Annotated in this window: 8 protein-coding genes and 1 riboswitch; of the genes, 4 read left to right on the top strand and 4 right to left on the bottom strand. The window is 30.1% G+C overall.

All coding sequences use genetic code 11. The features are described 5' to 3' along the window. From cobC to cobT, 3 genes are read right to left on the bottom strand one after another with little or no spacing between them, the layout of a single operon-like run. The gene (gene cobC, locus AC2I98_RS07470; protein ID WP_486413964.1) at positions 1-561 is read right to left on the bottom strand and encodes an alpha-ribazole phosphatase; all 561 of its coding nucleotides are present in this window, start codon (positions 559-561) and stop codon (positions 1-3) included. Further along, entirely contained in the window at positions 546-1,322 is a 777-nt protein-coding gene (locus AC2I98_RS07465; RefSeq protein ID WP_486413963.1) for an adenosylcobinamide-GDP ribazoletransferase, read from the bottom strand. Before AC2I98_RS07465 ends, cobC begins: the two co-directional genes overlap by 16 nt. A gap of 11 nt (positions 1,323-1,333) precedes the next feature. Continuing rightward, on the bottom strand, positions 1,334-2,335 hold the full coding sequence (gene cobT, locus AC2I98_RS07460) for a nicotinate-nucleotide--dimethylbenzimidazole phosphoribosyltransferase (protein WP_486413962.1): 1,002 nt from the start codon (positions 2,333-2,335) through the stop codon (positions 1,334-1,336). A gap of 101 nt (positions 2,336-2,436) precedes the next feature. After that, positions 2,437-2,567, bottom strand: a riboswitch (cobalamin riboswitch). A gap of 146 nt (positions 2,568-2,713) precedes the next feature. Between cobT and AC2I98_RS07455 the strand changes: the two genes are divergently transcribed. The 4 genes from AC2I98_RS07455 to AC2I98_RS07440 are packed head-to-tail and all read left to right on the top strand — an operon-like array spanning position 2,714 to position 11,505. Beyond that, positions 2,714-6,637 carry a response regulator gene (locus tag AC2I98_RS07455; protein ID WP_486413961.1) on the top strand — a complete coding sequence of 1,308 codons (3,924 nt, stop codon included), beginning with the start codon at positions 2,714-2,716 and terminating at the stop codon, positions 6,635-6,637. Between the two features lie 11 nt (positions 6,638-6,648). Next, positions 6,649-7,005: a response regulator transcription factor gene (locus AC2I98_RS07450; RefSeq protein ID WP_486413960.1), complete on the top strand. Its 357-nt coding sequence runs from the start codon at positions 6,649-6,651 to the stop codon at positions 7,003-7,005. A 4-nt stretch (positions 7,006-7,009) separates the two neighbouring features. Continuing rightward, positions 7,010-8,074, top strand: coding sequence for a HEAT repeat domain-containing protein (locus tag AC2I98_RS07445; RefSeq protein ID WP_486413959.1), 1,065 nt, complete (start codon positions 7,010-7,012; stop codon positions 8,072-8,074). A gap of 2 nt (positions 8,075-8,076) precedes the next feature. Next, on the top strand, positions 8,077-11,505 hold the full coding sequence (locus AC2I98_RS07440; protein ID WP_486413958.1) for a sulfatase-like hydrolase/transferase: 3,429 nt from the start codon (positions 8,077-8,079) through the stop codon (positions 11,503-11,505). Here AC2I98_RS07440 and AC2I98_RS07435 read toward each other — a convergent pair. Next, positions 11,502-12,749: a YaiO family outer membrane beta-barrel protein gene (locus tag AC2I98_RS07435; RefSeq protein WP_486413957.1), complete on the bottom strand. Its 1,248-nt coding sequence runs from the start codon at positions 12,747-12,749 to the stop codon at positions 11,502-11,504. The two genes, AC2I98_RS07440 and AC2I98_RS07435, sit on opposite strands and share 4 nt — an antisense overlap. Positions 12,750-12,802 lie beyond the last annotated feature (53 nt).

The following is a 12,802-nucleotide window of genomic DNA, read 5'->3' as shown; positions in this document are numbered from 1 at the left end:
TTACTTTTTTCTCATCACAAAATCATCTTCTTTTGTTTCACCTAAATTGAATTGAAAAATCTCACCATAATCAATTGGGATTTTAAATGCATTTTTGATTGGAATTTGCAACAAATAGCACCACATTAATCTAATAATTCCACCATGAGCTACGATTAAAATTTTCTTTTGTTTAGAATTTCTCAAATCATTCATAAAATCTGAAAGTCGCAAAAACATTTCGTGCATAGATTCTCCATTTGGTGTTTTAACATTTACAAAATCATTGTACCATGGATTGATTTCTTCCGAAGGAATTTCGTTCCACGATTTCATTTCCCACGTTCCGAAATTGAATTCTTTTAATCGTTCATCTAAAATAAGTTCGTCCGAAAAAGTATTGGCTAATTTTTGACAACGACTTAACGGACTTGAGAAAATTATATCAAAACCATTTTCGATTTTAGCATGAATTTGTTTAACTTCTTCTAAAAAAGTATCAGCTAATTCCACATCAGTTTGTCCATAACAAACCGATGAAGGAACATTAACTTTTGTATGTCGAATTACAGAAATTTGCATAAAACTAAAACACCAAGATAAAACAAAACTTCGGTAACTTGTTGCACTGTACCTAAGCAATCGCCCGTATATCCGCCAATATATTTTTTAAAATACCATCCTAAATATACTTTTCCTACATAGCAAAGAGGTAAAATTAGCAACATTTTCCATTCACCAAAAATGATAAAGGGAAGTAAACAAAAAAGAAAACTAATGATTAGATTTTTAATTGGTAAAGCCTTATTTGCCATTGGTTTTGATTTGCTTTTATCAATATCAGTCACATATTCGTGTGTGTAAATCATCATTCCTGAGAAAAATCGACTAACAGAATGTGCAGAAATTAAAGTGAAAATCATTAGCCAAAAATTATTTTCGGCAATATGTACCAATGACGTAAATTTTAGTAACAATAATAAGATAACACCAATTACGCCATAAGCACCAATTCGGCTATCTTTCATAATCGTCATGATTTTTTCTTTTCCGTAACCACCTCCAAAACTATCGCAAACATCTGTAAAACCGTCTTCGTGAAAGGCGCCAGTCAACAAAACACTTGTAATCATTGTAATAATTATCGCAATATCGATTGGCAAAATAAATTGACAAATTGTATAAATTATCGCATTGAAACAGCCAACTAACAAACCAATTGCAGCGTAATATTTCTGAGATTGATTCATAATTTCGTTGCTATAAGGAATTTTGAACGGAATTGGAATTCGAGTGAAAAACATCAACGCCGTTAAAAAATAAGTGATTTCTTTTTTTAGCATTCTACTTCAGTTTATTTGTTTGTAACACCTGCAGATTCGAAACTTGCCATCTCATTAAAAAAGTTAACTGCACTTTTAATAATTGGATAAGCCAATGCACAACCTGTTCCTTCGCCAACGCGTAAATTGATTTTCAAGATAGGTTCTTCGTTGAAATAATTCAGCAAATATTGATGTCCAATTTCATCACTTTGATGGCAAAATATGGCATTATTCAATATTTCTGGTTTTAATTTTGACGCAACTAAAATTGCTGCAGAAGCAATATAACCATCAATCATTAATAACATATTATGTTCATAAGCAGCTAGCATTGCACCTGTCATTTGTGCAACTTCAAAACCTCCGAAAGTTGCTAGAATCTGTTTTGGATCAAGAATTTTTCCATGTGTTTCTTTAGCCTGGGCAAGAATATTGATTTTGTTTTGTAATTGCTCATCATTCAATCCAGTTCCTCGTCCTACACATTTTTCGAGAGATAAATCAGTTAAATAATGCACTAACATCGCTGCTGATGAAGTATTTCCAATTCCCATTTCTCCAAATCCAATAATGTTAGTTCCATTTTGCGCAATCTTATCTACAATTTTCTTTGAATGATGAAAACATTGTTCTAATTGTTCCAACGACATTGCAGGTTCGTACAAGAAGTTTTTGGTTGATTTGGCAATTTTGCTATCTTTCAAAATAGAATAATCTTCGAAATCATAATTCACACCAGCATCAACTATTGTTAAATCGATCTTATTTTGATTGCAAAACACATTAATTGCAGCACCATTATTCAGAAAGTTTAATACCATTTGTGGCGTTACTTCTGCGGGATAAGCGCTAACACCAGATTGAGCAATTCCATGATCGCTTGCAAAAACAATAAGGTGTGGATTGATTAATTCTAAATGATTTTTTTGTTGAACTAAACCAATTTTAAGCGCTATTTTTTCTAATAAACCTAAGGCTCCAAGTGGTTTTGTTTTGAGGTCAATAATGTGTTGAATTTCTTCTTTTTGCATTTTAATAAACTAAGTTTTAATAAAAAAATGCTTTCGAAATCAAGGACAATCAATTCAACAAATATCAAAATATATGAAGTTTTGATTGAGCTTCAATCGCGAAAGCATCATCTAAAAAAGTGGTCTGGCTTATAGTTTTTCACTACTTACAGTTGCGCGACAGCTCGAGATTTGCACTCGATTCCCTTTTGAGCAAGCAAGGTAAGAAAGTTATTTTTGTGGTGCAAAATTTTCGTCAATTACAATTTCACCTGTTATTTTTTCTTTTAATTCAAAATCAGTTGTACTAAATTTTTAAATAATATTAGATTTTAAATATTTACAATTAAGTAATATCTTTATCGATCTCTACTTTCCTATTAAAACAGTTGAATTTTAATGGAAAATTATCCCATCCCTAGAAACGAAAAGCAAAGATTGCAAGCGGTTTATGATTACAATTTGCAAGCACATGATAAAGATGAAGAATTAGATGTTTTTGCAAATGCAGCAAGTTTAATTTGTAATGCGCCTATTGCATTAGTTTCTGTTTTTGATCAAAATTATCAAGTGATAAAAGCAAATTGTGGTATAGAAGTAGACGTTGTTCCTCGTCAACAAACAATTTGTCAATTCTCTTTGGTGGAGGATGAGATTTTAGTGATTGATGATGTTAACAAGTTTGCACCCGCACAAAATATAGCAGGAGTTAAAGCAGCAAATATTCAATTTTATGCAGGAGTTCCGTTGATTGATGACAATGGAAATGCGTTGGGAACGCTTTGTGTGAATGATCATTATCCACGTACATTGAGCGATAAACAGAGAAGTTTATTAATTCAATTAGGGAAAAATATTACTAAATTATTAGTTAGTAAAAAACGTAAAAAAGATGCAGCTTACTTTCAGAATATTTACAAAATTTCAAATAATTTAATTGGAGTTGCAAATATTAATGGTGAGTTAAAATCAGTTAATCCTACTTTTAAAGAAGTTTTAGGAACAAAAGAAAATAAAGATATAATAGCAAGTAATTTTTTGGATTTTGTTTCTGCGAAAGATCAAAATAAAGTTAAAATGTTTTTAGCTGATCTTAAAAATAATTCAGGTTCGATACATTTTAAATGTTTGATGACAACAATCGATTCAAATGAAGAAAAATTAGTAGAATGGTATACAAAATCGAGTACATTAATTGAGAATGAAATTTTCTTTTTTGGCCGAGATATTACGCTTGAACATTCTAAAAAAGTTGAACTTGAAAATAGTGAAAGAAAATTTAGAAACTTTTTCAATTCTTCGCTTGGTTTAATGACGATTCACGATTTAGAAGGAAAAATTTTGTCTATTAATAAGCAGGGACTAGAATCTATGGGCTATTCGAATGAAGAAGCGGAAGATTTAAACCTGAAAAAATTAATTCCAAAAACAAATCACAAGGAATATAAAACTTATATAGAAACAATTTCAAAACAAAAGCAAGATTCTGGTTTGATGACCTTAATCAAGAAAGATGGAACGTTAACATATTGGTTGTATAGTAATATTTTGGATGAAGATAATGATGGAAATCCAATTGTAATGAGTACAGCAATTGATATGACACAACGAACACTTTTAGAAAGAGATCTTAATCGTATGCGACAATTGTTAGATCATACCTACGAAGTTGCAAATGTTGGAGGTTGGAAATATGATTTGGTTCATAATAAATTAATTTGGGCTGATACAACGAAGAAAATCCACGAAGTAGATTCAGATTTTGAACCAAATGTAGAAACTGCACTTAATTTTTATGAAGCGAAAAGCAGTTATCCAAAGATAAAAAAAGCATTTAAAGATGCTGTAGAAAAAGGAATTCCGTATGATATGGAATTGCAAATTGTTACTCAAAAAGGTAAAACGGTTTGGGTAAGATGTAAAGGAATTCCAGAATTTGTGAATGGTGAGTGTGTAAGTGTTTTCGGAATTTTTCAGGATATTAACGAAATGAAACGATATACGTTAGAATTAGCTAGACAAAAAGCTATTTTCGAAACGTTTATTAATCACGTACCAGCTTCAGTTGCAATGTTTGATAATGAAATGAATTACATAACATTAAGTAATAAATGGAGTGATGAATTTGCTATAAAAAAGAAAAATGTAATTGGGAAGTCGCATTACGAATTATACAATGTTCCTGAGGAAAGAAAACAGATATACGAGGCGTGTTTAAAAGGAGAGTCATATTCTAATCCAGATTCTATATATCGTACACCAAAATACGATACAGATCAGCATTATACTTGGGAAATTCATCCTTGGTACATCAATAAAAAACAAATAGGAGGATTGATTATGTTTTCGCAAAACATTACCGAATCTTTTATAAAAAATAAAGAACTTAAGAAAGCGAAAAAGAATGCAGATATTGCGAGTAAAGCGAAGTCTGAGTTTTTAGCGAATATGAGTCACGAAATTAGAACGCCTTTAAATGGTGTGATTGGTTTCTCTGATTTATTGTTAAAAACGCCACTTAATCAAACTCAAAAGCAATATTTGAATTACATAAATGATTCTGCAAACTCATTGTTGTCTATTATTAATGATATTTTAGATTTCTCGAAAATAGAATCGGGTAGAATGGATGTTTCTATCGATAAAAACAATTTATTCGAATTAGGAAATCAAGTTATCAATGTGATTCTTTATCAAGCCGAAAATAAGAAAATCGAATTGTTATTGAACATCGATAATAATTTGCCACAATTTATTTGGATTGATGAAGCGCGATTGAAACAAGTTTTGATTAATCTACTTGGAAATGCTGTGAAGTTTACCGAGAAAGGTGAGATTGAACTTAAAATTAGTCAAGTTGAACCAATTGAAGAAGGTAAAAAAGCCAAACTTAGATTTTCTGTTCGCGATACAGGAATTGGAATTAAACCAGAAAAACAAGCCAAAATTTTTGATGCTTTTACACAAGAAGATAGTACTGTTAGTAAGCGTTTTGGTGGAACAGGTTTAGGGTTAACAATTTCAAATAAATTACTAAATTATTTCGGAAGTCACTTAGAATTGTGCAGTGAAGTAGATAAAGGTTCAACATTTTACTTTGATTTAGAAGTTGATTTTGAATACAATTTAGAACAACAATTTGATCATTTAGATGAAATTAAACACGTTTTAATTGTTGATGATAACCAAAGCAATCAAGTTATTTTGAAGCATATGTTGCAGTTCAAAGAAATTACATCTGACATTGCAAATAATGGAATGGAAGCGCTTCAGAAAGTGTTAAATGGAGAAGTGTACGATGTTATTTTGATGGATTATCACATGCCAGTTTTGAATGGCTTAGAAACAATTCAGAAAATAAAAGAATATTTTGCAACGGTGCACACAAAAACTCCTTTAGTCTTATTGCATAGTTCTTCTGAAGATGAATTTTTGATTTCGAAAGCCAAAGAATTAGGAATTAATTCTCGCTTATTGAAACCTATTAAGTCTGAAGAATTATTTGATACGCTAAGAAAAAGTGTGGTTGATTCGAAAGAAACTCAAACCATTGTTGTCGAAGAACTGGAAGAAAAAATACAAGATTTTTCGAAACAATTTCATATTCTAATTGCTGATGATAATATCGTGAATATGGCATTAAATCAGCAAATTATCAAAAATATTTCGCCAAATTCTGTGCTTTATACGGCTGTAAATGGAACAGAAGCGGTTACAGTTTGTCAAGAAAATCAAGTTGATTTGATTTTGATGGATATTCAAATGCCAGAAATGAATGGTATTGATGCTACAAAGATTATTCGAATGATGTCTGCTTATCAAGAAACACCAATAATCGCTGTAACTGCGGGAAATGTGAAAGGTGAAAAAGAGAAATGTCTTGACGCTGGTTTAAGTGATTTCTTGGCAAAACCAATTCGTGAAAATGATATTTTGAATGTGTTAGAAAAATGGTTAGATTTTTCTCAAGATGAAAATAAACAAACGAATGATTTTGGTGAACATCTGGATATTTCGATGATAGATAATTATACAAACGGTGATGAATCGTTTAGAAAAATGTTTATCGAGATTATTATAAACGAATTAGGAAAATCAAAAATAGAATTTGAATCACATTTAATTAACGAAAATTTAGAACAAATCAATCAACTTGGTCATAAAATAAAAGGAACAGCAAAAACTGCTGGACTTAATATTTTAGCTGATTTGACAGAAAAAATAGAAAAATCAACTTCAATCAATTCTTTACTAGAAAACCAACTGATCATACAAACCAAAACTGAAATTGAATTAGTAATTAATTATTTAAAAAATATTTAAAAACCAATATAATGCAGATTTTAATTGCGGAAGATGACGAATTGATTTTAAAAACAATCGAACATAAACTAAAAAAAGAAGGACATACTATTGTTTTAACACGAAATGGAAAAGAAGCAATCAATAAAATTGAGTCAGAAGATATTGATTTAATTATTACGGATATTATGATGCCTTTTGCTTCTGGTTTAGAAATTATTAGTGCAGTTCGAAAAAGCAAAAATGCAACTACGCCAATTATTATTTTGTCTTCTTTAGGGCAAGAAGATGTGGTTGTGGAAGCATTTAACCTTGGTGCAAATGATTTTATGGTAAAACCATTTAGTCCTATTGAATTATCAGTTCGAGTAAAGAAATTATTAAAATAAAAAGATGATTATCCTACAAATAGTCACATATACGGAGTTAATCGTAGGAATTTATGTTCTACTTATTTTACTTTTTTTGACGATCATTTATACATTAATAACAAGTATAATTGAGTATAAAATCATTACAAAGAAAAATAAGTGGAACGCAATCATTGATCAAGAAATATATGAATCGATTTTAGAGGATCAACCAAATTTGAATCATGATTTTACAAGTTATTTGAAATCGATTTCGTTCAAACATTATTTTATAAAAAAACTACTGAAAGCGGAACATAATTTTTCTGGAAATTCGAAAGAAAGTGTTCGAAATTTGTTCGAACATTATCAACTAAAAAAAATATCATTCCAAAAATTAAATAGTAAAAAAGATTACGACATTGCCGAAGCAATTCAAGAAGTTACGGCAATGAATTGTGATGAAACTTTACCAAAAATAAAAAGTTTACTTCATCATAAAAACGATTTGGTTCGCACAGAAGCACAATATGGTTTGGTAAAGTTTTCTGGATTTGAAGGTCTATATTTTTTAGATCATTTAGAAGAACAATTAACAGATTGGCATCAGTTAAAATTGTTGGATGCGATTACAATTTTACCAAGTAATGATGAGGTTGATTTGATGATTTCGAATTGGCTAAAATCAGCTAATCAAAGTGTGAAAATTTTTGCAATGAAGTTGATTCGTAAATTTCAATTATTGCAAATGCACGAATTGGTTGCAGCAAATCTTGATTCTTTAGAAGAAAAAATAGTTCAAGAAACAATTAAAACCTTGGTGAGAATTGAAGACGATTCTACATCAACTTTACTGATTCAGTATTACGAAAATTGTAATGAGAAGTTTCAGATAATCATTTTAAAAGCATTAGAAAAAATATCAAATCCAGAAAATATTTCATTTTTAATTACTCAAGCGAATGAAAATCCTTCATTTTCTGTCAAAAAAGCAAGTGTAAAAGCTTTGATAAATTGTTGTGATAAGAATGAATTATTAATGCTTTCTAATCAATCAACCTCTCCTGAATTAAAACAAATTATTAATCAAATTATTCAAGAAAACTAATCATGAATTGGCTAGAAACGGCTTTCGATTTTTTTATTTATGGCTTTCTTTTTTACTCAGTCCTCTTAATTTTAGTATACGGATGGATTGGTTTTTATGCAAAAGGAGCTATAAAATCATATATCCGAAAAAATAGTTTTACAGATTATTCGCTTATTGCAACATCTGCTAATGCGCCAAGTTTTAGCCTTATTGCGCCAGCATATAATGAAGGAGCAACGATTGTAGAAAATGTGCGTTCTTTGTTGTCGTTGTATTACAACCAGCTCGAGATTATTATTGTGAACGATGGTTCCAAAGATGATTCGTTGCAACGATTGATTAAAGCGTATGATTTGATTAAAATTGATTATTTTGTAGAAGGAAATATAGAAACGAAACCAATCAATGCGATTTATAAAAGTACAAATCCAGTTTTTAAGAAATTGGTGATTGTAGATAAAGTGAATGGCGGAAAGTCTGATGCGCTGAATGTGGGAATCAATATTGCAACAAACGATTATATTGTTTGTATAGATGTAGATTGTATTTTAGAGCAAGATGCTATTCTAAAATTGGCTAAACCTTTTATGGACGAAGCAAAAGCTAAAGTAATAGCATGTGGAGGTGTGATTCGCTTGGCGAATAATTGTACAATTGTTGATGGAAAAATTGTTGATGTTAATTTACCTAAAACTCGTTTGGGTAGAGCACAAGCGTTAGAATATATTAGAGCATTTCTTTTAGGAAGAATGGCTTGGTCGCGTGCAAATGGATTGATGTTGATTTCGGGTGCTTTTGGTGCTTTTGATCGTGAAATTGTACTTCAATGCGGCGGTTATGATCATGATACAGTTGGAGAAGATATGGAATTGGTGGTGCGTATGCGTCGTTATATGCACGAGCAAAAACTTCGATATAAAGTGGTAAATATTCCCGATCCGCTATGTTGGACAGAAGTGCCAGAAAGTAAAGAAATATTAACCAAGCAACGTAATCGTTGGATGCGTGGAACAATAGAAACATTGTGGAAACATCGTGTTTTATTCTTCAATCCGAAATATGGAAAATTAGGAATGATGAGTTATCCGTATTGGTTTTTCTTTGAGTTTTTAGGACCAATTATCGAATATATTGGTTGGATTATTTTCTTTGTTCTGATGTTTTTAGGTCTTATCAATTGGCATATTTTCTTCCTGCTTTTTGCATTTATTTTGCTTTACGGAATTTTATATTCTATTTATGCGATTTTGATTGATTTGATGACGTACAATGTTTATCACAAGAAAGGAGATATTCCAAAACTTTTTTTCACAGCGTTTATAGAACCCTTTACATTTCATCCGTTTGTTGTTATGGCAGGTGTGAAAGGCGTAAAAGATTTCTTTCTCAAAAATAATTCGTGGGGAGAAATGACACGACAAGGTTTTGGAGGAAATCAAACGAATGAATTGTCGCTTTGGCAAACAATGAAATTAGGATTTGTTAATTTGGTTCAACAAACTACTTTTATATCGTTTATTTATTTTATTCTTTTCGGTTTATCGACAATTTTAGAGTTTACTTTTTATAAACAAAATTTAACACCTCATTCAACTTATACGTGGTTTTTTGATTTGTTTGCTCATAACATTGATTTTGCTTTAGATAGTATTTTTGTAGTAAGTATTATTTACTATTTAGTGCAATTTTATTCAGTAAGTTTTGCAAAAAAGTGGATTATTTTCGCTTATTCATTTTTGATTATCTCGAATATATTATTGATTAAATACTTCGAAACTACACTCAATTTATTAGGTTCAGATTTATTCTCATATACTTTTGAAGAATTAAAATTAATTGTTGGTGCTTCAGGTGTTATAAATCCAACAAATATTATTGTATCAATTCTTGCAATTGCAATTTTAGTAACCATATTTATTTATAGTTATAGATTGAAAATTAATCAAAAGTTATTACAATTCCCGTTGATTGTTCTAAGTCTTTTAGCAATTATTATTCCGATTAATCTTTATTTGAAAAATACACAAATTGATGAATTTTCTTCGAACTTAGTGCAGAGTAAATCTTCTTACTTTTTTTCCAATTCTCTTGAACAATATGCTGAAGAAAAAATAGCAGAAATTGATTTTTTAAATTCAAGCTCTAATTCAACTAATGGAGATCAGCGACATTATCCTGATCAGGCAAATTATCCATTTTTATATCAAGATGATAACCAAGACTTTTTTGCAAATCAATTCAATTTAATTCAAGGTAAACCAAATGTTGTTTTTATTGTTATCGAAGGTTTGGGACGAGCTTTTAGTAACGATGGAGCTTTTTTAGGCTCGTTTACTCCATATATTGATCAATTATCAAAGAAGAGTTTGTATTGGGAAAATGGTTTGAGTACGACAGGTAGAACATATGGTGTTTTACCGGCTTTGACAGGATCTTTACCATTTGCAGAAAATGGTTTTATGGAACAAAGTACGTTACCGCAACATTTCAATTTGTATAATTTATTGAAAAGTCAAGGGTATAAAACAGGTTATTTTTATGGGGGAAATGCAGATTTTGATTTTATGTCAAAATACTTAGATTATTCGCGTGTAGAAAAGATAATTGACGAAGATAATTATGGAAATGATTTCGCTAAAATTCCTTCGAATAATGGTTTTACATGGGGCTATGATGATCATTCGGTTTTCAAAAAATATTTGACTGAACAGAAAGAAAATAATCAACCATATTTTAATGTGTTGATGACATTAGCGACGCATAGTCCATTTTTGATAAATAATGTAGAGAAATATAATACGCAATTTGAATCGTTGATTAAAACAAGAAATTATGATGCAATCACTTTAGCTACAATCAAAAAATATAAACAGCAATTGGTGACATTTTTGAGTGTTGATGATGCGTTGAAAAACTTTTTTGAGGTTTATCAAAAACGTTCAGATTTTAATCAAACAATTTTTGTGATAACAGGAGATCATCGAATGCCAGAAGTGCCAATGGAAACCAAAATAGATCGTTTTCATGTACCAATTATTGTTTATTCTCCGTTATTAAAAGCACCGAAAAAGATGTCAAATAGTGTGTCGCATTTTGATATTGCGCCAACGTTTACGACCTATTTTAGAGATTCGTATAAAATGAAATTACCTAATTATGTAACTTGGATGGGGCAAAATCTAGAAAATGGAAAAGCGAATTATAGAAAACAAGGAATTCCGTTGATGCAAAATAAAAATATTTTGGATGATTATGTTTTCCAGAACTATCATTTATCGGGTGGAAAATTATATCGCATTGAGAAAAATTTAACCGAAGATATCGAGCAGAATTCGAAGATGGAAATTGAATTGAAGAATCGATTAAAATCATTTAAAACAAAAAACCATTCGTTGAAAAATACTCAAAAAATGGTTCCTGATTCGTTATTTAATAAATATATATATTAGAACTTTCTGTTATACGAAACGCTTACATCAAACTGATTTCCTTTTTCATTAGGACGATATTCTTGATTATAATAATTTGCACCAATTGAAATTAAATTCAATTCATTAATCGAAAAATTATAATCTGCTCCAATTTTAAAGGACTTCAATTTGTAAGTAGTATCCTCTAAAAGATTATTATTAAAATCTTCTGGTGAAATTCCTGTTCCTACTGCTAAACTTAAATAATTATTAGCATCCCCAGTATAATAGCGTGTTGTAAATGTATACGAATGCGAAATGTTATTATTGCTTGGCGTAACAAATGCTCTTAAATTAAACCAATAATTTTTATAATACTTCCCAATAGATCCAGTGAACATCCAAACATCGTCAGAAAAATGAAGTTGTCGATAACCTAATTCACCTTCAAAACTTTTTGGTAAATTCGCATAAAGAGAAGCTCCTGTACGGTATTTAGGGAAGATTCCATCGTTATCTGAATATCCACCACCAATGTACATATAAAACGTTTTAGAAAGTCTTGGATAAGCTTCAATTTCATACTGAACTCCGTTATCTCTAAATTTATTTGCGTAATTAAGTTTAAAAATCAATGATCCCAAAGATGTTTGACGTTTGTAACTTACCGAAACTTGATGCCAATCATCAGCAAATTGTTTATCAAAATGCGAGTAATTATAATTTACACCAATTGCATTTTTTGTATTGTTGATTTCGATACGATTTGCTAATTCGCGTGCTTCAGTATTTTTAGGATTAATCGTTAATAATTCTTTAATCGTTTTTGATGCATCACTATATTCATCTGCCGAATTTTGAATTTTGGCTTTTAACAATAGCAATTCTTCATTCTTAGGATATTTAACTAATCCACGATCAATAATAGAAACAGCTTCGGAGTAATTTTCTTCCCAATATTCAAGCGAAGTATAAGCTAAATAGAAATCAGTTGAAGGATCCATATTTTTTTCTACATTCTGAAAAATTTTTCTGGCTTCATCTTCTTCGTTATTCCATGTATAAATTCTTCCCAAGAATACAGCAATATCAGTATATTCTGGCGATTGATCTAATGCTTGCAATGCAAGTTTTTTAGCAGATGTATAATCTTTTTCTTCGAAAGCTTTGTGTCGAGCTTCCTGAAATAATTCGTCAGAGCTTTTAGTTTCTTGACTATAAGAAAATAAAGGTAAAAAGGTAAGAGTAAAGAGAGTTTTTCTTAGAAATGACTGTTGAATCATGTGATAAAAACGTACTTTATTTAGATGATAAAGATATAATTATTTAAAGCATA

The organism is Empedobacter sp. EJD.6dd, assembly GCF_057369435.1.
This window is presented reverse-complemented; position numbering and strand designations above follow the sequence as displayed.